Consider the following 19,431-nt stretch of genomic DNA (forward strand, 5'->3'; position numbering starts at 1 on the left):
GGGAGGGCGGGTCCGGGTTGCGTCAGGTTGAGATGGGAAAGTTAACGAGTATGAACAATGCATAGGCGAGGAAGGGGCCGAAAGCGATACCCGTTGCGGCCTTTTCGCGCCGACGTGACAGGAGGAGGGCGAGGATGCCCCCGGTCGCGGCGAGGAGGAGCAGGGCCCAGACGGCGGTGACGCCAAGGCAGAGGGTGCCCGCGCCGATGAGTTTGGCATCGCCGATGCCGAGCGCCTCGGTCCCGCGACGGCGGTGGTAGAGACTGCCCATCAGCCAGAAGGCGGCGGTGAGGGCGGCGGCGCTGGCCAGGGTCAGGGCGAAGGGCGGGGTCAGGCCGTGGAGATGCCACTGGAAAACCGCCCCGGCGAGGGCGATAATCGCGGTGGCGGTGTCGGGGATTTCGTGGCGGGCGAGGTCCGTCAGTGACAGCCAGATCAGCGGCGCGGCGATGGCGGCGGCGAGGATCAGGCGGTCGGTCGGGGCGGTGGCGAGGGCAAGGCCGAAGGTCGCCAGATAGGTGGCGGCGAGGGCAGCGGGCAGGAGGAAGCGGGTGTCGGTCATGGGCGGGGATCATCGGCTGCGCCGCAACGGGCGGCAAGGGGTGGTTCTGCTGGCCGTGCTGGCGGGGGTGGTGCTGATCGCGGCGCTGGCCGGGACGTTGCGGGCGCGGGCCGGGGCGACGCAGGCGGCGTTGGCGCGGCTGGCCGAGGGGCATCGGGTGGCGCTGGCGGAGGTGTCGGTCATCAACCGGGTGCGGGCGGAATGGGCGGCGCCGGGCGTGCTGCGGCCTGTGGCGGACGGGTCGCCTGTGGTGGTGACGCGCGACGGGATGCGCTGGGAAGTGCGGGTGAGCGATGTGGAGGGGCTGGTGGACCTCTATCAGGCGCCGGGGTCGGTGCTGGCTCTGGCGGGGCTGCCAGTCGGGGCGCGGAACGGGATGCTGGCCGGGCTGACGCCGGGGGACAGGTATCTTTCCACCGTGCAGACGCTGGCGGCGATGGGGGTGGCGGCGGATGACCGGGCGCGGCTGCTGCCGCTGGTGACGCAGCGGGCGCGGACGGGGGAGATCAATGCGGATCTCGCCCCGCCGGAATTGCGCGCGGGGGCCGCGCTGCTGCCGGAGACGGATATCGCCGGGGGCGATCTGGCGCAGATCAGCGCGCGGCGGGTGGATTAGGCCTGCCAGGCGGCCCCGCTGGGCCAGAGATGGGCGGCGATGCTGTCCGGTTTCATGGTGATGGAGTAGCCCGGTTCCTCGGGCGGGAGGTAGTGGCCGGCCTTCATCCGCACGGGCGTTTCGAAATGGTCGTGCAGGTGATCGACATATTCCAGCACGCGGTCGGTCAGGCTGGCCGAGACGCAGACATAATCGAAGATCGACAGGTGCTGCACATATTCGCAAAGCCCCACGCCGCCCGCATGGGGGCAGACGGGGACGCCGAAGTGATCGGCCATCAGGAAGACGCCGACGATTTCATTCACGCCGCCAAGGCGGGCTGAATCCAGTTGCAGGATTTGCAGGGCATCGGCCTGAAGGAACTGCTTGAACATCACGGCATTCTGGCAGTGTTCGCCAGTTGCCACCTTGATCGGGGCAACGCCGCGGGCGATGGCGGCATGGCCGAGGATATCGTCGGGGCTGGTGGGTTCCTCGATGAACCAGGGGTCGAAGGCGGCGAGCGGTTTCATGTGGTCGATGGCCTGACGCACGCCCCAGACCTGATTGGCATCCATCATCAGGCGGCGGTGGGGACCGATCTCTTCGCGGATGATGCGGGCGCGGCGGATATCGTCATCGAGATTGCCGCCGACCTTCATCTTGAAATGGTTCCAGCCCTGCGCGATGGCGTCCTGGCACAGGCGGCGCATCTTTTCGTCGGAATAGCCCAGCCAGCCTGCCGAGGTGGTATAGGCGGGATAGCCGGTGGCGCGCATTTCGGCGATGCGGGCGGCGCGGGTGGGGAGGTTCTCCTCCAGCCGTTCGCGGGCGCGACCGGGGTCGAGCGCATCGGAGAGATAGCGCCAATCGACGAGGGCGACCGTTTCGGCGGGGGTCATGTCGGTGAGGAGGCGCCAGACGGGTTTGCCTTCCACCTTGCCCTTCAGATCCCAGAGCGCGTTGACAAGGGCGGCGGTGGCGAGGTGGATCACCCCCTTGTCGGGGCCGACCCAGCGGAGCTGGCTGTCGCCCGTGATGCGGCGCCAGGTGGCGCCCATGTCGGAGAGCAGGTCTTCGACCGGGATATCCTGGATCAGGGGTGCGAGGGCGGTGATGGCGGCGACGCAGAGTTCATTGCCGCGCCCGATGGTGAAGGTCAGGCCGTGGCCTTGGTGGGTGCCATCGGTTTCGAGGATGCAATAGGCGGCGGAATAGTCGGGGGCGAGGTTCATCGCATCGGAGCCATCAAGGCTGCGCGAGGTGGGGAAACGGATATCCAGCGCGCGGATGGCGGTGATGCGGGTCATGGCGGCCTCCCTTTGCGGGGAGTGTATGCTAGCATGTCAGTTGGGGGAAGCGTTGCCTTGCGCCGTGAGGAAGGCGCGGGTGGCGGGGTCTTCGGTGAGGGAGATCGCCTGTACCAGTGCTGTTTCGGCAAGGGCGGTGTCGCCGGAGAGACGTGCGATGCGGTGACGAGCGACCCACCAGGGTTGATGCGTGGTGATACGGGCGGGATCGAGCGCGTCGAGTGCGGCCAGCCCGGCGGTGGGATCGCCGCTTTCGGCAAGGATGACGGCGCGGCCGATCCTGGCACCGATCCCGTCGGTATGGGCGACGAGCAGGTCGTAGAGCGTGCGGAGTGCCGCAAGGTTGAGCTTCCCGGTGATCGGGCGCTGAATGTGGACGGATTGGATTGCGGCTTCGCATTGATAGCGGCCAAAGCGGGCGGCGCGGGCGGCGGCAGTGAGGAGGTTTTCAGCCTCAATGATCTGGTCGCGGTTCCAGAGGCGGCTGTCCTGCGCCGCGAGCGGGATGAAGGCCCCGGTGGCGTCGCGGCGCGCGGCATGGCGGGCGGTGCAGTACAGCATCAGGGCGAGCAGACCCTTGGGTTCGGGTTCCTCGGGCAGCCAGTGGGTGAGGAGGCGGGCGAGCCAGATCGCCTCGCCCGTCAGGGCCTCGGGTGCGTCTGGGGTGTCGAGACCGTCCCAGCCTTGCGTGAAGGCGGCGTAGAGGGCATCCAGCACCTCGGCAAGGCGGTCTGGGAGGTCGGCGGGGTCGGGCAGGGCGAAGCGGAGGCCGGTATCGCGGATCCGGGCCTTGGCGCGGACGAGGCGTTGCGAGAGGGCGGCGGGTTCGACAAGAAAGGCGCGGGCGATGCGGGCGGCGTCGAGACCGAGGATGGTTTGCAGCATCAGGGGCGCGCGGGCGGCGGGGTCGATGGCCGGGTGGGCGCAGACGAAGAGGAGGCGGAGGCGTTCATCGGGGATGGGCGCGTCGTCGGAGGGGGTGAGGGTGAGGAGGAGGTCGGGTTCGGCGTTCTGGCGGAGCGTCCGGGCGCGGGCGGCGTTGCGCTGGCGGTTGCGGGCTGCGGTCAGGAGCCAGGCATCGGGATTGGCGGGGATGCCTGTGCGCGGCCAGTGGTCCAGCGCGGCGAGGAGGGCATCGGAAAGCGCATCCTCGGCGGCGGCAATGTTGCGGTCCTGCGCAGCCAGGATCGCCACGAGGCGGCCATAGCTGGAGCGCGCCGCCTGTTCGGCGGCGCGTCGGGCGGTTTCGGTGGTCATGCGCCGGGGGCGGGCATGGGCGGCAGCACGGGGCGCACCTCGACCGAGGCGGAGAGCGCGGAGGGGGCGCGGGCGGCCCAGTCGAGCGCGGTATCGAGATCGGGGACGTCGATCACGAAATAGCCGCCAAGCTGTTCCTTGGTGTCGGCGAAGGGGCCGTCCTGCACGATGCGCTTGCCGTCGCGGATGCGGATGGTGGTGGCGCTGTGCGGGCCTTGCAGGCCGTCGCCTTTGACGATGACCCCGGCCTGCGCCATCGCGCCGATGAAGGCGTTCCAGCCGCCCCAGTATTCGCCGGTGGTGGCGGGGTCCATGCGGCGGGCGAAGTCTTCGGCGGTTTCGTTGAGGATGAGCATGTAGTGCATATCAGTCTCCGGGTTCGGGGTGAGGGTAGCACGGGTTGTGCGGTCAGGCGCGGGCGGAATGGCGGGTGGCGGCAAAGAAAAGGCCTGCCGCGATGGCGACGACGAGGGTGAGGATGATGACCTGGGGCGCACCCATCGCGGCAAAGACGCCGTGGATGGCGTCGCCGATCCAGAGCGCGACATAGGCCAGAAGCGAGGCGAGCAGGACGGGGCGGGCGAGGCCGGAGCGGAGCGCAAGGAGCAGGCTGCCGAAGAGGCCGCCCGCGACGCCGAGGAAGAAGACGGCGGTCATCCATCCGGGGTAGCCGGTCATCACGGCAGCCTGTTCGGGCGTAAGGCCGGAGGCGATGAGGCTGCTTTCGGTGGCGGTGACGGACGCGGCGAATTGCGCAAGGCCGAAGATATTCCAGCCGATGCCGCCAAGGGCAGCAAGGGTGACCCAGCGTGGGCGGGCGGAAGCGGGGGAGAAAGTGGCGGTCATGGCGTGTTCCTTCCGGGTTCGGACAGGGCCGGGATGGCGATGTCTGACCGGATGACACGCGAGGATCGGCGATTTCGACAAATCGCCAAAAAAAGGTTCAGCCGCGCAGAAGGCTGGCCAGGGTGGGGTTGGGGAAGCGGCGTTCGCGGGTGATGGCGTAGAAGGTTTCGCGCATCCCTTCGATGCGCGCGACCTGAACGAGGATGCCGCTGGCGAGTTCGTCCTGCACGACGATGGTGGGGATGACGGCCAGACCGGCATCTTCGCGCGCAAGAAGGCGGAGCATGGCCATGTCGTCTGCCTCGGCCGCGATGGTGGGGACGATGCCGAGGCGCGCGGCCAGGGCATCGAAGGCGGCGCGGAGGGCGGTGTCGGGGGCGGGCAGGATCAGGGGTTCGGCGGAGAGGAGCATGGCCAGATCGCGCGGCGGCCCGGCCAGGCGGCCCGGCGTGCCGATCAGCGAGACGGGCTGTTCGGCGATGCGATGGACAAGCCAGGGGCTGCCCGGTTCGCGCGCGGGGGCGAGGTTCGTCAGCACCACGTCGAGGGCGAGCGCGTCGAGATCGCGCAGGAGTTCGGTCTGCGACCCGGAGCGCAGCACCACTTCGACATCCGTGCGGCCGATCAGGGGGCGCAGGAACTGCATCTGGAAGTTGCGCGACAGGGTGGCCAGCGCGCCGACGCGCAGGGGGCGGCGGGCGCGGCCGGTTTCGCGCAGCGTGGCGGTCAGGTCATCGGCGGTGCGGAAGATCGCCTCGGCATGGTCGAGCGCGATGCGCCCCGCCTCGGTCAGCGTCAGGCCACGGCCCCGGCGTTCGAACAGGGCATGGCCGAGCGTGGCTTCCAGCGTCTTGATCTGGGTGGAGAGGGCAGATTGCGACAGGTTTAACCCCCGCGCCGCCCCGGTGAGGGTGCCGTCGCTGGCCACGGCGCGGAAGAGGCGGAGATGGTGGAGGTTGATCTGGGCCATGACTTCCACAAAACAGAACGATTTGGCAGAAAATATGTAATTTTCTGGAAAATGGGCAAGGGCTATCTGCACGTCAGCACATATCTACAGGAGACGATCCATGGCCTTCCTGCCGGTACTGACCTTTCTTGCCCCCCTGCCGCTGCTGCTTGTGGCGCTGTTTGCCGCGACGCGGCCCGGACGCCGACCTGCGGCCGTGCCTGTTCTGGCCGAGGGGGCGGCGGCCCTGGGGATGGTGCTGGCGCTTGGCGGGGTGGTGCAACTGATCCTGGCGGGGCCGCAGGTTGCGGGTTTCGGCGAGGGGATGGGCCTCGTGGCGCTGCGTCTGGACGCGGTGAGCGCGACGATGGCGCTGCTGGTGTCTTTCGTCGGCTGGGTGGTGGTGCGCTATTCGCGCAGCTATCTGGACGGCGAGGCGCGGGAGGGTGCCTTTCACGGGCTGATGCTGGCGGTGTTGGCGGCGGTGCTGTTGCTGGTGCAATCGGGCAGCCTTGCGGTGCTGGTGCTGGCCTTCGCGGCGGTGGGCATGGGGCTGCGGCATCTGCTGCTGTTCTACCCGGAGCGGGCCGAGGCGCGGCGGGCGGCGGCGAAATTCGCGCTGGTCTGGGGCGCGGGGGACCTGGCGCTGATCGGGGCGGTCGCCCTGTTGTGGATGGCCTTCGGGACGGCCGATATCGCCGTGCTGACTGAGGCGGCACAGGCCGGGTTGCCGGTCGCGGGGCAGGTGGCGGTGGCCCTTCTGGTGCTGGCGGCGCTGCTGAAGACGGCGGCCTTCCCGCTGCATGGCTGGCTGACCGAGGTGATGGAGGCGCCGACCCCGGTCTCGGCGCTGCTGCATGCGGGGATCATCAACGGGGGCGGCTTCCTGCTGGTGCGGCTGGCCGAGGTGGTGCAGGGCAGCCCCGGTGCGATGGCCGCGCTGGTGATGCTGGGCGGGTTCACGGCGCTGTTCGGGGCGGCGGTGATGTTGACGCAATCGGCGGTGAAGACGGCGCTGGCCTGGTCCACCGTGGCGCAGATGGGGTTCATGCTGCTGCAATGCGGGCTGGGCCTCTGGGCGCTGGCGGTGCTGCATATCGTGGCCCATTCGATGTACAAGGCGCATGCCTTCCTGTCGTCGGGCGGGGCGGTACAGGCGGTGGCGGCGGTGCGGCGGCCGGGTCCGGTGGCGGTGCCGGGGCTGGCGGCGGTGCTGCGGGCCTTCGCGCTGGCCCTTGTCCTTTACGCGGTGGTGGCGGCGGTCTTCGGGCTGTTCGTCGGGCCGAAGTCGGAGCAGGCGCTGGCCCTTGGTGCGATCCTGATTTTCGGGGTGGCCTATCTGGTGGCGCAGGGGCTGGCCGATGCCGCGCCGCGCGCCCTGACGCTGCGGACGGGGGCGGCTTCGCTGGCGGCGGCGGTGGCCTATTTCGGCTTCCATGTGCTGGCCGGGGCGGTCTGGGGGCCGCATCTGCCCGCGGCACCCGAGGCGGGCGCGCTGGAATGGGCACTGATCGTGCTGGCCGTGCTGTCCTTCGGCATCGTGGCGGTGGCGCAGGCGCTGTTCCCGCTCTGGGCGCATCATCCGGCGGCGGCGGGGCTGCGGGTGCATCTGGCCAACGGGCTTTATCTGAATGCGGTGCTGGACCGGCTGATCGGCGGGTTCCGGGTTTCCAAATCCCTCTGACGCACAGGAGTTGATGGCGATGTTTCTGAAACATGCACAGATCGCACCGGCCCGGATCACGGGCCTTCTGACGGCGGCAGAGGCGGCGGCGCGGGCGATCCCCCCGGCCTTTCCCCTGTCGGCCACGGTGGCGGTGAACCCCTTCCTTGGCCAGACGGGCGAGGATCTGGCCACGGCGCAGGCGCGGATGGCCCGCGTGGCGGGCGTGCGGCTGATGCGGCCGCGGGAGGAGTTTGCGGCGATGGTCCGCGACGGGCGGATCGACGAGGATGATCTGGCGGCGGCGCTGATCGCCTGTCCTTCGGCGCTGAAGCCGGTCGATCTGGCGCTGCTGAAGGCACGGGCGGCGCAGCCTGCGCCTGCGCCCGAGGCGCTGCCTACTGTGGCGGAACTGGCGGCGAAGGCGACGGGGGTGGACTGGCCCGCCGTGATCGCGCGCTGCATCGGGCTCTGGGCGGCGGGGCGGTTCGACCGGGGGCAGGCGCTGTGGTCGCCCGCGCCGGGGCAGGGGGCCTTTGCCGCCTGGCGGGCCTGGGCGACGCATGACCTGACGCCGGAGATTGCCGGGCTGGCCGGGTTCTGCGCCCATGTGGAGGCGGCGCCGGATACGGCGGAGCGCGCCATCCTGCGGGCGGCGGAGCGGTTGGGGCTGGCCGAGGCCGCGGCGGAAACGACCTTCCATCGGCTGCTGGTCGATCTGGGCGGCTGGGCGCAGCATGCGCGCTGGCTGCTGTGGCAGGCGGAACTGGCGGGGCAGTCGGATGCGACGCTGATCGACCTGCTGGCGATCCGGCTGATCTTTGACGAGGCGCTGCTGGCGATGGTGCCGAGGATTGCCGAGGACTGGGCCGGGGTCGCGGCGGCCCATGCGGTGCCGCCGCAGCCGACCCCCGAGATGGTGGTTGATGCGATCCTGCAAGAGGCGGCAGAGCGCGCGGCGCAGCGCGGGATGGCGGCCCGGCTGACAGGGCCGCGCATGGCAGAGGGCCGGCCCGCGTTGCAGGCGGCCTTTTGCATCGACGTGCGGTCGGAGGTGATGCGGCGGGCGCTGGAAGGCGTGAATGCGGGGATCGAGACGATCGGCTTTGCCGGGTTCTTTGGCCTGCCGCTGGCGCATAAGGCGCATGGCACGGATGAGGTGGCGGCGCATCTGCCGGTGCTTCTGAACGCCAGGATCGACTCGGCGGCCCATGCCGCGCCGGAGGTGGAGGCGCAGGCGCGGATCGCGGCACGCACGGCGCGGGCCTGGGGCCGGTTCCGGCAGGCGGCGGTTTCGTCCTTTGCCTTTGTCGAGGCGGCGGGGCCGGCCTATGGCTGGAAGCTGGTGAAGGACTCGTTGCATCTGGGTGCGGGTGTGAAGCCGCAGGAGCCCGCGCCGCGGTTCGAGACCGCCCTGGATGCGGCGGCGAAGGCCGCGACGGCGGCGGCGGTGCTGCGGGCGATGAGCATGACGACGGGCCATGCGCGGTTGATCCTGCTGCTGGGTCATGGTGCGCAGGTGACCAACAACCCGCATGAAAGCGCCTATCATTGCGGCGCCTGTGGCGGGCAGACGGGCGAGGTTTCGGCACGTCTTCTGGCCGATCTGCTGAACGATCCCGAGGCACGGGCGGGCCTGCCGGAGCAGGGGATCGACCTGCCGGAGGACACGATCTTTGTTGCCGGGCTGCATGACACGACGACGGACAAGGTGACGCTTTATGCCGAGCGGCTGGCGATCAGCCATATGGCCGATCTGGCGCAGGCGAAGGGGTGGCTGGAGACAGCGGGGAGGCTTGCGCGTGCGGAACGGGCGATGCGCCTGCCCGGGGCCACGGGTGACGGGCTGTTGCAGCGGGCGGTGAACTGGTCGGAAGTGCGCCCGGAATGGGGTCTGGCGGGCTGTGCCGCCTTCATTGCCGCACCGCGCGCGGTGACGGCGGGGAGGGATCTGGGGGGCCGGGCCTTTTTGCACAGCTATGACTGGCAGGCGGATCAGGGTTTCGGCACGCTGGAACTGATCCTCACCGCGCCGGTGGTGGTGGCGAGCTGGATCAGCCTGCAATATTACGGGTCATCCGTCGCGCCGGGGCTGTTTGGTGGCGGCAACAAGCTGATCCACAATGTCGTGGGCGGGATCGGTGTGGTCGAGGGGAATGGCGGAATGCTGCGCCCCGGTCTGCCCTTGCAGGCGGTGCATGACGGCGCGGCGCTGGCGCATGATCCGCTGCGCCTGTCGGTGATGATCGAGGCCCCGGTGGAGGCGATGACGGCGGTGCTGGAGGCGCATCCGGGGGTGCGGGCGCTGTTCGACAATGGCTGGTTGCATCTTTTCGCGCTGGAGGGCGGGCTGGTTGCTGCGCGCTATCGCCCCGGCCTGCGCTGGGAGGGTGAGGCGGTGGAACGGCGCGCGGCATGAGCCTGCCCAAGCGGGTGGCGCTTGGCACGATGCATGGGAAGGCGGCGGTGATTGCACCGCCGCTTTCGGCCTTGGGGATTGCGGTCGAGGTGCCTGCTGGGCTGGACACCGACCGGTTCGGCACCTTTTCGGGCGAGGTGGCGCGGGTCGGGACGATGCTGGATGCCGCGCGGGCCAAGGCGAAGGCGGCAGTGGAGGCGACCGGGCTGCCGGTGGGGATGGCGAGCGAAGGGGCCTATGGGCCGCATCCCGTGGTGCCGTTTCTTGCGCTGGGGCAGGAGTTGATCCTGTGGCACGAGGCGGCGACCGGGCGCGAGATCGTGGAATGGCAGCGCGACGACCAGCCTGCCCATGACCAGGCGTGGGTGACCTCGGTCGCCGAGGTGGAGGGGTTTCTGTTCCGCATCGCCTTTCCGGATGTGGCCGTTGTGGTGGCGGGCGAGGGGGTGACGCGGCCGGTGGCCAAGGGATTGCGCGACCCGCGCGCCGTGGAGCGGGCGGTTGCGGAGGCGCTGGCGCTTTCGGAGAGCGGGCGGGCGCTGCTGATGACGGACATGCGGGCGCATGTGAACCCGCGCCGGATGGCGGTGATCGGCGCCTTGGCGCAGCGGCTGGCGGCGCGGCTGGCCAGGCCTTGCCCGGCCTGCGCGGCCCCCGGATGGGGGCGGCTGCGGCTGGAGGCAGGGCTGCCCTGCGGCGATTGCGGCACGCCGACCGGATTGATCCGCAGCGAAATCCTTGGCTGCACGGCCTGTGGTGCCGAAGCGGAGCAGCCCGTCCCGGGCGCGCCGGACTTTGCGGAACCCGGACAGTGCCCTATGTGCAATCCCTGACCCGAACGAAGAAGGACAGACCATGACCCAGCGTTTCGACAAGGCCCGCCTGCCCAGCCGTCATGTGACGGAAGGACCGGCCCGCGCCCCCCATCGCAGCTATTTCTACGCGATGGGCCTGACGGAGGAGGAAATCCACCGCCCGTGGATCGGTGTGGCGACCTGCTGGAACGAGGCAGCGCCTTGCAACATCGCGCTGAACCGGCAGGCGCAGGCGGTAAAGCTGGGCGTGAAGTCGGGGGGTGGGACACCGCGCGAATTCACCACGATCACCGTCACCGACGGGATTGCCATGGGGCATGAGGGGATGCGGTCCTCGCTCGCCTCGCGCGATGCCATTGCGGATACGGTCGAGTTGACGATGCGCGGGCATTGCTATGACGCGCTGGTGGGGCTTGCGGGCTGCGACAAGAGCCTGCCGGGGATGATGATGGCGATGGTGCGGCTGAATGTGCCGTCGGTCTTCATCTATGGCGGGTCGATCCTGCCGGGCCGCCTGAACGGGCAGGACGTGACGGTGCAGGATGTGTTCGAGGCGGTGGGCAAGCATCAGGCGGGCAGCCTGAGCGATGCGGAACTTGCCATTCTGGAGCGGGTGGCCTGCCCGAGTGCCGGGGCCTGCGGCGCGCAATATACGGCGAATACGATGGCCTGCGTTTCCGAGGCGCTGGGGCTGGCGTTGCTGAATTCGTCCGGCGCGCCTGCGCCTTATGAAAGCCGGGATCAGTATGGGATGGCCAGCGGCGAGGCCGTGATGAAGCTGATCGAGAAGAACATCCGCGCGCGGGATGTGGTGACGCGGAAGAGCCTTGAGAATGCGGCGCGGGTGGTGGCCTGCACGGGGGGCAGCACCAATGCCGCGCTGCATCTGCCTGCCATCGCGCATGAGGCGGGGATCGCGTTCGATCTGTTCGACGTGACCGACATCATGCGCGACACGCCCTATTTCGTGAACCTGCGCCCCGGCGGGGATTATGTTGCCAAGGACATGTACGAGGCGGGCGGCGTGCCGGTGGTGATGAAGGAACTGGCGAAGGCCGGGCTTCTGCATCTGGACTGCATGACGGCGAGCGGCCGCACGCTTGGCGAGGAGCTGGAGGAGATCCGGGGCGAGGCGGATGGGCGCGTGATCCATCCGATCGCTGCGCCGATCACGGCGACGGGCGGCGTGGTGGGGCTGCGCGGCAATCTTGCGCCCGACGGGGCCATCGTGAAGGTGGCGGGGATGAAGCCGGAGGAGCAGGTGTTCACCGGCCCCGCCCGTGTGTTCGAATGCGAGGAAGAGGCCTTCGAGGCGGTGCGGAAGCGCGCCTACAAGGCGGGCGAGGTGATCGTGATCCGCAATGAAGGCCCGGCAGGCGGGCCCGGGATGCGCGAGATGCTGGCCACTACGGCCGCGATTTCCGGGCAGGGGATGGGGAAGAAGGTGGCGCTGATCACCGATGGCCGTTTCTCGGGCGCGACGCGGGGCTTTTGCGTGGGCCATGTGGGGCCTGAGGCCGCGCATGGCGGGCCGATCGCGCTGATCCGGGATGGTGACATGATCACCATCAATGCGATCACGGGCGAGTTGTCGGTTGCGGTGGATGAGGCGGAACTGGCCCGGCGCAAGACCGAATGGAAGGGCCCGCGCCAGACGATCTATGCCACGGGCGCGGTGTGGAAGTTCGCCAAGCTGGTGGGGGGCGCGCGCTGGGGTGCCGTCACCCATCCGGGGGCGGCGGCCGAGCGGCATATCTACATGGATCTGTAAGCCTAGCCCGGTTTTCGGGCCGCCAGATGCGTGGGGCAGTGTTCGCCGCTGTCCAGCACCGGGATCATCCGCGACCAGATGCCGATGTTCTGGTCCACGAAATCCTGCCCCACGATCCGCGCGGCGGCGGCCCCCACATCCCCCTTCAGGCGCGCGAGTTCCTCGCGCGCCTTTTCCCTGTACCATGCGTTGCGCGAGGTGGCGCCGGTCTCGGTGAAACCGGCCTTCGCCATTGCGTCGAGATAGCGGGGGGCGGTGGCCATGCCGAAATCCAGCCCCTCGGCGGCGATGTAATCGGCCATGAGGGGGCTGATCTCTTCCGTCCCGATCAGCCAGTCGGAGGCAAGGAACCACCCGCCCGGTTTCAGGACGCGGAACACTTCGGCCATCAGGGTGTGCTTGTCGGGGATGTGGATGATGGAGTCCTTTGAGAAGACCACATCAAAGGTTCCCGGCGGAAAGGGCAGGGGGCCGGGGGCGACCTTTACAAGGCCGATACGGGGGGTCAGTCCCGCCGCTTCGACCAGCCCGCGCGCATGGGTCAGGACCGGGTCTTCGACATCGAGACCGGTCACGTAACCCGCGCCATGCGTCTGGACGAGGGCGATGTCGATGCCGCCCGCGCCGCAGCCGATATCCAGCACGGATTTGCCGGTCAGGTCATGCGATCCGATGACGCGCGCCACCTCTTCCGGGCCACCGGGGGAGAGGAAGCCCTGTCCCCAGATCGCCTCGAGCATCGCGATCAGGCGGGGCGGGTAGTGGTCATGCTCGCTCATCTTTCGGCTCCGGTCAGGGGGTGGGTCAGAGGGTGGGGGCCTGCCAGACGGGGCGGCCCTTGAAGAGGGTGAGGAGGACGGTGGTGTCGGAAACCTCATCCGCCGGGCAGGTGAAGATGTCGCGGTCCAGCAGGATCAGATCGGCGGAGAAGCCGGGGCGCAGGATGCCGGTGAACCCGTCGCGCCAGCAGGCGCGGGCGGCATGGGCGGTGTAGCCGAGGACGGCTTCTTCGATGGTGAGGGCCTGTTCGGGGAAGAACGGCGCTTCCGGTGCATCCCCCCGCCGCTTCTGCCGGGTGAGGGCGGTTTCGATGATCTCGAACGGGTTCAGCGTGCTGACCGGCCAGTCGGAGGAGAGGCACCAGTCGGCCCCGTGATCGAGGAGGGTGCGGAAGGCATAGGTGTCGCGCCAGCGGGACTTGCCGATCATGGCCAGCGAAGGGTCGGAAAACGGCGGTTCCAGCCGTGCCCAGAGCGGCTGGATATTGGCGGTGGCGAGGCCAGGAAGGCGGGCGGCATCGTCGGGGTCAACGAGTTGCAGGTGGGTGAGTTGATGCTGCGCGGGCCAGGGCCCGTTGGCGGCGCGGGCAGCGGCGAGGCCGTCCAGCGCGCGGCGGGTGGCGGCATCGCCGATGACATGGACATGGATCGCGAAACGGGCGGCATCCAGCGCGGTGAAGAGGGCATCCGTTTCCGCCGCGCCGAACATGCAGGGGGCGTTGCCGCCGGGGCCATCGGCATAGGGGGCGAGGCAGGCGGCGGTGCGGTTTTCGAACACCCCATCCATGAAGAACTTGGCGGAATGGATGTGGTACTCCGGCCCCGGATGGGCGGCGCGCAGGGCGGTCAGGCGGGCGGTGGCGGTTTCGGGCGTGTCCGCCTCGGTCACCAGCGCCGCGCCGCAGATGCGGAGCGTCAGGTCACCTTCGGCCAGCGCGGCGGCGTAGATGCGGTTTTCCTTTTCGGTCACGCAGGGATCGAGGACGCCGGTGATGCCGTGGCGGTTGGCATGGGCCATGGCAGCGGTCAGGCCCTGGCGCAGATGGGCATCGGTGAGGTGGGGCAGGCGCTTGAGGGCCCAGGCGATGACCTCTTCATGCAGCATGCCCGTCGCGCGGCCCTGCGCATCGCGGACGATATGGCCATTGGGCGGATCAGGCGTGTCATCGGTGATGCCGGCCATGTTCAGCGCGCGGCTGTTGAGGCAGGCGTTGTGGAAGGAACTGTCATAGATCAGCGCGGGCCTGTCGGGCAGCACGCGGTCAAGCAGTGCGGCCGTCAGGTTGTGATCGCCGAAGATCCCCGGTTGCCAGCCGCTGCCCAGCACGAGGGGCAGGTCGGGATGGGTGTCCGCATGGGCCTTCAGCGTGGCGAGAAGGTTGTCCTCTGTCGTCGCGTCATAGAGCATGGCCGAGGTGGCGAGATCGGTGCCGCCGGAGAGGAGGTGGATATGGGGGTCCTGAAAGGCGGGCAGGATCAGGCGGCCTTTGGCATCCATCCTGTCGGGTGCCTCGGGCGGGGTGCCTTGGCCGAGGGCGATGATGCGGCCGTCGCGGATCAGGATCCAATCGGCGCTGGGGCGGGCGGCATCCATCGTGCGGATGCGGGCGTTGTGGATCACGAGGTCAGGCATGGGCGGCGGACTCCAGTTCCGGCCAATCGTCGGCGGGGATGACTTCGGCGGTCTGGTTCACGTCCTGCGTCCAGACGAAGAAGGCGAGGAACGGGGTGGGGCCGGTCCGCGTCAGATGCGGGCGGTGGGGCGGGTTCCAGACCGGGTCATGGGCGGGTTTCGCCTGCAGGCTTTGCCCCGGGCCGAAGCGCCAGTCATGCGGGCCGGTGAGCGGGGCGTAGAGTTCGGGCGCGGCGTGGCGGTGATCGCGGTAGAGCGTCCTCGGGGCGATGAGGAAGAGGCCGAGGTCGAAATCGGTGGCGGTGAAGGGGGCATCCTCGCCCCGGATCGAGGCGAAGGCATGGCCTGTGGCGAAGGCGTCGCCGATCAGGGCGCGGGGATAGGCGTCATAGGTGACCCAGTGCAGATGCGGCGCGGCGGCGCGGATGGCCTGTGCCAGCAGGGGATGGGTGGGCGCGAGGGCGTGGAGTGCCGGGTCAAGCCATGTGGTGGCGACCGGATTGGGCTGGGCTGTGACGGCGGTTTCGGGCCCCGGATCGGCGGGCAGGCCCGCGCGGACATCCGCCGCGCCGGGATGGTGCAGCGTGAGCAGGTAATCGCGCGCGGCGTGGTAGAGGGTGCGGAGGGGGCTGGCTGCCGCTGCCCCCGGCACGGGCGGCAGGCCACGTTCGGCAAGGATGGGTGCAGGGTCGCGGCCGTCATGGGCGGAGGCTTCGCGATAGACCTCCAACTGTGCCTCGGTGATCTGTCCCTCGCGATAGAGCGCCATCGCCGCGCCATAGCGGACGCGCCCCGATCCGGGCACGCCCAAGGGCGCATGCAGCAGGGCGCGGGCGTCAGTCATTGCTGCGATAGGCCATCCGTTCATCGGCCAGACGCCGCGCCTCGGCCCGGTTCAGGATGATGCCTGCGAGGATGACGCCAAGACCCACAGTCACCACCATCAGCGTGGCCAGCGCGTTGATGTCGGGGGTGACGCCCAGCTTGACCTTGGACCAGATCAAGAGCGGAAGGGTCGTGGCCCCCGGCCCGGTGGTAAAGGTGGTGATGACGACATCGTCGAGCGAGATGGTGAAGGCCAAGAGCCAGCCGGACAGGATCGCCGGGCTGATGACCGGAAGGGTGACGTCGAAGAGCACCTGCCAGGGGCGCGAGCCGAGGTCCATCGCCGCCTCTTCGATCGCGCGGTCGGCCTGCACCATGCGGGCCTGCACGATGGTGGTGACGAAGACCATCGAAAAGGTGATATGCGCCAGCGTGATGGTGGTGAAGCCGCGCTGGCCGGGCCAGCCGATCCATTCCGCCATCAGGATGAAGAAGATCAGGCTGGAAATGCCGGTGATGACCTCGGGCATGATGAGTGGCGCGGTGACGAGGCCGGAGAACATCACGCGGCCCTTGAACTTGCGGAACCGCGCCAGCGCGATGCCCGCCATGGTGCCGAGGATCGTGGCGAAGGTGGCCGAGACGAGGGCGATCTTGAGGGACAGGATCAGCGCATCCATCACCTGCTTGTTCGACAAAAGCGAGACATACCATTTCGTCGAAAAGCCGCCCCAGACCGTGGCAAGGCGCGAGGCGTTGAAGCTGTAGACGATCATCGACAGGATCGGGATGTAGAGAAAGGCAAAGCCGAAGCAGAGGACGGTGATCAGGAAGACGGGGCTGCGCTTCATTTCGACCCCTCCGCCCTGCCCTGGAAATGGGTGTAGATCATTGTCGGGATCACCATGAGCACCAAGAGCGCGACCGCGACGGCCGAAGCCATGGGCCAATCCCGCGCGGTGGCGAATTCGTCCGAGATGACGCGCCCGATCATCGGATCGGCGGCGTTGCCGACAAGGGTGGGGATCACCAGTTCGCCCGCCGCCGGGATGAAGACCAGCATCCCGCCAGCCACGATGCCGGGAACGGATTGCGGCAGGGTCACATCGCGGAAGACCTGCGAGGGTCTGGACCCAAGGTCCATCGCCGCCTCGTCCAGCGTGGGGTCCAGCCTTTCGAGGCTGGCGTAAAGCGGCAGGATCATGAAGGGCAGGTAGGTATAGACCATCACGAGGATGACCGCGAAATTCGTGTTCATCATCGGGATGGAGCGCACCGCCCAATCGACCGGGACGAGGAAGTTCCACGCGTCGGTGAGCATTCCGTTGAACCAGCTGTTGCGGCCCATCAGCCCCATCCAAGCATAGACGCGCAGAAGGAAGGAGGTCCAGAAGGGCAGGATCACCAGCATCAGCAGGATGTTGCGCCAGCCCCGCGACACGCGCGTCAGCGCCAGCGCCATGGGATAGCCCAGAAGCAGGCAAAGGATCATCGCCACGGCGGCATTGGCGAGCGAGGTGAGGAAGGCCCGCAGGTAGAGGTCATCGGTGAAGATGCGCTGATAGGCCTGAAGGTTGATCAGCGGGTGTTCCCCCCCGAAGGAGAAGGGGGGGGCTGTCGCCGTCTTGGTGGCCACGCTCATCGCCACGACGATGAGGAAGGGCAGCAGGAAGAAGATCACCAGCCAGACATAGGGCGCGCCGATGATGATGTCCGACCAGCCCCGGCGATCCATGTATTTCGTGCGGGGGCTGTCGGTCATGCCGCTACTCCGCCAGAACGATGGCCGCGGCGGGATCGAAGGAGAGCCAGACGGCATCGTCCCAGTCCGCCACCCTTGCGCCTTCATCACCGCGGCGGGCGTTCACCGCATGGGCCTGAACGAGGGCACCGGAGGGAAGGGTGATGCGATAGAGGCTGTCCTTGCCGAAGTAGGCGAGATCCTTGACCGATCCGCGCAGGGCGTTCGGGCCTTCGGGCGTGTCGCGGCTGATGCGGATCTTTTCGGGGCGGATGGCCAGCGTGACGGATTGCCCCGGCGTGACGTGGGGCACGTCGCGCGCCGTCACCTCGGCCCCCAAGGCGGGCAGGGTCAGGCGCAACTGGCCTGCGTCGCGGGCCGCCACCCTGGCCTCGAAGGTATTGATCGACCCGATGAAGCCCGCAACGAAGCGGCTGTTGGGGAATTCGTAGATCTCTGTCGGGCTGCCGATCTGGCGCACCTCGCCCTTGTCCATCACGGCGATGCGGTCGGAGAGGGTCATCGCCTCTTCCTGGTCATGGGTCACGACGATGAAGGTGACGCCCGTACGTTGCTGGATCGACATGAGTTCGAATTGCGTGTGTTCGCGCAGTTTCTTGTCCAGCGCGGCGAGGGGTTCATCGAGGAGCAGAAGCTTCGGCTGCCGTGCCAGCGCGCGGGCCAGCGCCACGCGCTGCCTTTGGCCGCCGGAAATCTGATGCGGCTTGCGGGTAGCGAAGGGGGTGAGTTGCACCAGTTCCAGCATCTCGCGCACGCGGTCGGCGCGATCCTTGGCCGACATGTCTTCGTGCTTGAGCCCGTAGGCGACGTTCTTCTCCACCGTCATGTGGGGAAAGAGGGCATAGCTTTGGAACATCATGTGGACGGGGCGCGACCAGGGGGGAACCCCCGCCATGTCGCGCCCGTCAAGGAAGATGCGGCCTGCCGTGGGTTCTTCGAACCCGGCCAGCATCCGCAGGAGGGTGGTCTTGCCACAGCCGGAGCCGCCGAGAAGCGAGAAAATCTCGCCCTTCTGGACGGTGAGGGAGACGTTCTTCACCGCCTGAAAGGTACCGAAGACCTTGGATACTCCTTCGATCCGAAGGAAGGGTTCGCCCGCGCCGGGCGCGTCGGCGGGCATGATCAGCCACCCGTCTTGATTTCGGTCCAGGCGCGGTTCAGATCCGTTTCCTGCTGTTCGGTCTGCGGCAGGGGCGTGTACATGCGCGCCAGCGCCTCGCTATCGGGATAGACGGCGGGATCGGCGGCGATGGCCGGATCGACGAAGGGCAGCGCCGCCTTGTTCGCGCTGCCATAGCCGGTGAAGTTGGTGCAAGCGGCGATCACTTCGGGGCGCAGCAGGTAATCCATGAAGAGATGCGCGTTTTCGACATTGGCCGAATCCGACGGCACCGCCCAGACATCGAACCATGCGGGCGCGCCGGTCTTGGGGATGAAATAGCCCAGATTGAGTTCGATCCCCACTTCGGCCCCGCGGGCCTTGGCCACGCCATAATCGCCCGACCATGTGTTGATGGCGCAAAGCTCGCCATTCGGGATGCCACTGAGATAGTTCGAATTGTCGAAGGTCGCGATGTAGTCGCGGACCGGTCGCACCGCCTCGACCAGTTTGGCCCATTCTTCGGGGCCGGCGGTGTTGGGGTCGATCCCCAGATGGCTGAGGATCATGAAGCCGATATCGTTCGGGCTGTCGAGCAGCGAGATACCGCAATCGGCCAGCGCCGCCGCGTTTTCGGGGTTCAGGATCGTGTCGAGCGAATGGAGATCGGCATTGGGAAGGCGTTCCTTCACCATGTCGAGGTTATAGGTCATGCCGACCGACCCCCACATGTAGGGAACGCAGTATTCGTAGCCCGGATCGTAGGTTTCGCCGATGCGGAGGATTTCCGGGTCGAGATTGCCCCAGCCGGTGAGTTTCGACTTGTCGATCTTTTGCAGGACACCCGCCTGGATGGACCGGGGCAGGCCCTGCCCGGAATGCAGCACCACGTCATAGCCGGTGGAGCCGGCCAGAAGCTTTGCCTGCATTTCCTCGGCGCTGGAATAGAGGTCATAGACCACTTCGATGCCGGTTTCGGCGGTGAAATCGGCCAGAGTGGTTTCGCCGATATAGTCGGACCAGTTGTAGACATTCACGACCCCGGCCTGCGCCCAGGAGGGGCGAACAAAGGGGGCCGAGAGCGTTGCACCCATCCCGAGAAGGGTGCTGCGGCGGGTGAGTTTCATGGCATTCTCCCTGTTGTTC

18 protein-coding genes are annotated in these 19,431 nt (G+C 68.3%); 5 read left to right on the forward strand and 13 right to left on the reverse strand.

Features of this window, described 5'->3' with window-relative positions:
• Positions 1-22: 22 nt before the first annotated feature.
• The gene (locus C0V75_RS19790; RefSeq protein ID WP_101922717.1) at positions 23-562 is read right to left on the reverse strand and encodes a prepilin peptidase; all 540 of its coding nucleotides are present in this window, start codon (positions 560-562) and stop codon (positions 23-25) included.
• On the opposite strand from C0V75_RS19790, the gene C0V75_RS19795 reads away from it, so the two are divergent.
• The gene (locus tag C0V75_RS19795; RefSeq protein ID WP_143710466.1) at positions 552-1,178 is read left to right on the forward strand and encodes a hypothetical protein; all 627 of its coding nucleotides are present in this window, start codon (positions 552-554) and stop codon (positions 1,176-1,178) included. The two genes, C0V75_RS19790 and C0V75_RS19795, sit on opposite strands and share 11 nt — an antisense overlap.
• On the opposite strand, the gene C0V75_RS19800 is transcribed toward C0V75_RS19795, so the two are convergent.
• The 5 genes from C0V75_RS19800 to C0V75_RS19820 all read right to left on the reverse strand — a co-directional run bounded on the left by C0V75_RS19800 (position 1,175) and on the right by C0V75_RS19820 (position 5,540).
• Complete coding sequence (locus C0V75_RS19800) at positions 1,175-2,467, reverse strand: enolase C-terminal domain-like protein (RefSeq protein WP_101922719.1); 1,293 nt, start codon at positions 2,465-2,467, stop codon at positions 1,175-1,177. The genes C0V75_RS19795 and C0V75_RS19800 overlap by 4 nt on opposite strands.
• A 36-nt stretch (positions 2,468-2,503) precedes the next feature.
• Positions 2,504-3,724, reverse strand: coding sequence for an RNA polymerase sigma factor (locus tag C0V75_RS19805; protein WP_101922720.1), 1,221 nt, complete (start codon positions 3,722-3,724; stop codon positions 2,504-2,506).
• Positions 3,721-4,089: a YciI family protein gene (locus C0V75_RS19810; protein WP_101922721.1), complete on the reverse strand. Its 369-nt coding sequence runs from the start codon at positions 4,087-4,089 to the stop codon at positions 3,721-3,723. Before C0V75_RS19810 ends, C0V75_RS19805 begins: the two co-directional genes overlap by 4 nt.
• A 43-nt stretch (positions 4,090-4,132) precedes the next feature.
• On the reverse strand, positions 4,133-4,570 hold the full coding sequence (locus C0V75_RS19815) for a hypothetical protein (RefSeq protein ID WP_101922722.1): 438 nt from the start codon (positions 4,568-4,570) through the stop codon (positions 4,133-4,135).
• 97 nt (positions 4,571-4,667) lie between these two features.
• Positions 4,668-5,540: a LysR family transcriptional regulator gene (locus tag C0V75_RS19820; protein ID WP_101922723.1), complete on the reverse strand. Its 873-nt coding sequence runs from the start codon at positions 5,538-5,540 to the stop codon at positions 4,668-4,670.
• Between the two features lie 100 nt (positions 5,541-5,640).
• On the opposite strand from C0V75_RS19820, the gene C0V75_RS19825 reads away from it, so the two are divergent.
• From C0V75_RS19825 to ilvD, 4 genes are read left to right on the forward strand one after another with little or no spacing between them, the layout of a single operon-like run.
• Positions 5,641-7,203: a proton-conducting transporter membrane subunit gene (locus C0V75_RS19825; RefSeq protein ID WP_101922724.1), complete on the forward strand. Its 1,563-nt coding sequence runs from the start codon at positions 5,641-5,643 to the stop codon at positions 7,201-7,203.
• Positions 7,204-7,222: 19 nt separating this feature from the next.
• Complete coding sequence (locus tag C0V75_RS19830; protein WP_101922725.1) at positions 7,223-9,601, forward strand: YbcC family protein; 2,379 nt, start codon at positions 7,223-7,225, stop codon at positions 9,599-9,601.
• Positions 9,598-10,434, forward strand: coding sequence for a DUF6671 family protein (locus C0V75_RS19835; protein ID WP_101922726.1), 837 nt, complete (start codon positions 9,598-9,600; stop codon positions 10,432-10,434). Before C0V75_RS19830 ends, C0V75_RS19835 begins: the two co-directional genes overlap by 4 nt.
• 22 nt (positions 10,435-10,456) lie before the next feature.
• Positions 10,457-12,187: a dihydroxy-acid dehydratase gene (gene ilvD / locus C0V75_RS19840; RefSeq protein ID WP_101922727.1), complete on the forward strand. Its 1,731-nt coding sequence runs from the start codon at positions 10,457-10,459 to the stop codon at positions 12,185-12,187.
• 2 nt (positions 12,188-12,189) lie between these two features.
• On the opposite strand, the gene C0V75_RS19845 is transcribed toward ilvD, so the two are convergent.
• Genes C0V75_RS19845 through C0V75_RS19875 form a run of 7 tightly spaced genes read right to left on the reverse strand, consistent with a single transcriptional unit; the run spans position 12,190 to position 19,412 of the window.
• The gene (locus tag C0V75_RS19845; RefSeq protein ID WP_101922728.1) at positions 12,190-12,966 is read right to left on the reverse strand and encodes a methyltransferase domain-containing protein; all 777 of its coding nucleotides are present in this window, start codon (positions 12,964-12,966) and stop codon (positions 12,190-12,192) included.
• A 25-nt stretch (positions 12,967-12,991) separates the two neighbouring features.
• Entirely contained in the window at positions 12,992-14,599 is a 1,608-nt protein-coding gene (locus C0V75_RS19850) for an amidohydrolase (protein ID WP_101922729.1), read from the reverse strand.
• Positions 14,592-15,443 carry a dimethylsulfonioproprionate lyase family protein gene (locus C0V75_RS19855; RefSeq protein WP_101922730.1) on the reverse strand — a complete coding sequence of 284 codons (852 nt, stop codon included), beginning with the start codon at positions 15,441-15,443 and terminating at the stop codon, positions 14,592-14,594. The genes C0V75_RS19850 and C0V75_RS19855 overlap by 8 nt, the downstream gene beginning before the upstream one ends.
• Positions 15,436-16,275: an ABC transporter permease subunit gene (locus C0V75_RS19860; RefSeq protein WP_101922731.1), complete on the reverse strand. Its 840-nt coding sequence runs from the start codon at positions 16,273-16,275 to the stop codon at positions 15,436-15,438. The genes C0V75_RS19855 and C0V75_RS19860 overlap by 8 nt, the downstream gene beginning before the upstream one ends.
• Positions 16,272-17,186 (reverse strand): ABC transporter permease, encoded by a 915-nt coding sequence (locus C0V75_RS19865; RefSeq protein ID WP_101922732.1) that lies wholly within the window; start codon positions 17,184-17,186, stop codon positions 16,272-16,274. The genes C0V75_RS19860 and C0V75_RS19865 overlap by 4 nt, the downstream gene beginning before the upstream one ends.
• Positions 17,187-17,190: 4 nt before the next feature.
• Complete coding sequence (locus tag C0V75_RS19870; RefSeq protein ID WP_101922733.1) at positions 17,191-18,306, reverse strand: ABC transporter ATP-binding protein; 1,116 nt, start codon at positions 18,304-18,306, stop codon at positions 17,191-17,193.
• 2 nt (positions 18,307-18,308) lie between these two features.
• On the reverse strand, positions 18,309-19,412 hold the full coding sequence (locus C0V75_RS19875; RefSeq protein WP_101922818.1) for a polyamine ABC transporter substrate-binding protein: 1,104 nt from the start codon (positions 19,410-19,412) through the stop codon (positions 18,309-18,311).
• Positions 19,413-19,431: the final 19 nt, after the last annotated feature.

The sequence above is a fragment of the Tabrizicola sp. TH137 genome (assembly GCF_002855575.1).
Taxonomy (GTDB): Bacteria; Pseudomonadota; Alphaproteobacteria; order Rhodobacterales; family Rhodobacteraceae; genus Paragemmobacter.

Excerpts from the sequence above, each read along its gene's own strand:
- C0V75_RS19790 (WP_101922717.1), bottom strand. The coding sequence starts at position 562 with ATGACCGACACCCGCTTCCTCCTGCCCGCTGCCCTCGCCGCCACCTAT.
- C0V75_RS19800 (WP_101922719.1), bottom strand. The coding sequence starts at position 2,467 with ATGACCCGCATCACCGCCATCCGCGCGCTGGATATCCGTTTCCCCACC.
- C0V75_RS19805 (WP_101922720.1), bottom strand. The coding sequence starts at position 3,724 with ATGACCACCGAAACCGCCCGACGCGCCGCCGAACAGGCGGCGCGCTCC.
- C0V75_RS19810 (WP_101922721.1), bottom strand. The coding sequence starts at position 4,089 with ATGCACTACATGCTCATCCTCAACGAAACCGCCGAAGACTTCGCCCGC.
- C0V75_RS19815 (WP_101922722.1), bottom strand. The coding sequence starts at position 4,570 with ATGACCGCCACTTTCTCCCCCGCTTCCGCCCGCCCACGCTGGGTCACC.
- C0V75_RS19820 (WP_101922723.1), bottom strand. The coding sequence starts at position 5,540 with ATGGCCCAGATCAACCTCCACCATCTCCGCCTCTTCCGCGCCGTGGCC.
- C0V75_RS19825 (WP_101922724.1), top strand. The coding sequence starts at position 5,641 with ATGGCCTTCCTGCCGGTACTGACCTTTCTTGCCCCCCTGCCGCTGCTG.
- C0V75_RS19830 (WP_101922725.1), top strand. The coding sequence starts at position 7,223 with ATGTTTCTGAAACATGCACAGATCGCACCGGCCCGGATCACGGGCCTT.
- C0V75_RS19835 (WP_101922726.1), top strand. The coding sequence starts at position 9,598 with ATGAGCCTGCCCAAGCGGGTGGCGCTTGGCACGATGCATGGGAAGGCG.
- ilvD (WP_101922727.1), top strand. The coding sequence starts at position 10,457 with ATGACCCAGCGTTTCGACAAGGCCCGCCTGCCCAGCCGTCATGTGACG.
- C0V75_RS19845 (WP_101922728.1), bottom strand. The coding sequence starts at position 12,966 with ATGAGCGAGCATGACCACTACCCGCCCCGCCTGATCGCGATGCTCGAG.
- C0V75_RS19850 (WP_101922729.1), bottom strand. The coding sequence starts at position 14,599 with ATGCCTGACCTCGTGATCCACAACGCCCGCATCCGCACGATGGATGCC.
- C0V75_RS19855 (WP_101922730.1), bottom strand. The coding sequence starts at position 15,443 with ATGACTGACGCCCGCGCCCTGCTGCATGCGCCCTTGGGCGTGCCCGGA.
- C0V75_RS19860 (WP_101922731.1), bottom strand. The coding sequence starts at position 16,275 with ATGAAGCGCAGCCCCGTCTTCCTGATCACCGTCCTCTGCTTCGGCTTT.
- C0V75_RS19865 (WP_101922732.1), bottom strand. The coding sequence starts at position 17,186 with ATGACCGACAGCCCCCGCACGAAATACATGGATCGCCGGGGCTGGTCG.
- C0V75_RS19870 (WP_101922733.1), bottom strand. The coding sequence starts at position 18,306 with ATGCCCGCCGACGCGCCCGGCGCGGGCGAACCCTTCCTTCGGATCGAA.
- C0V75_RS19875 (WP_101922818.1), bottom strand. The coding sequence starts at position 19,412 with ATGAAACTCACCCGCCGCAGCACCCTTCTCGGGATGGGTGCAACGCTC.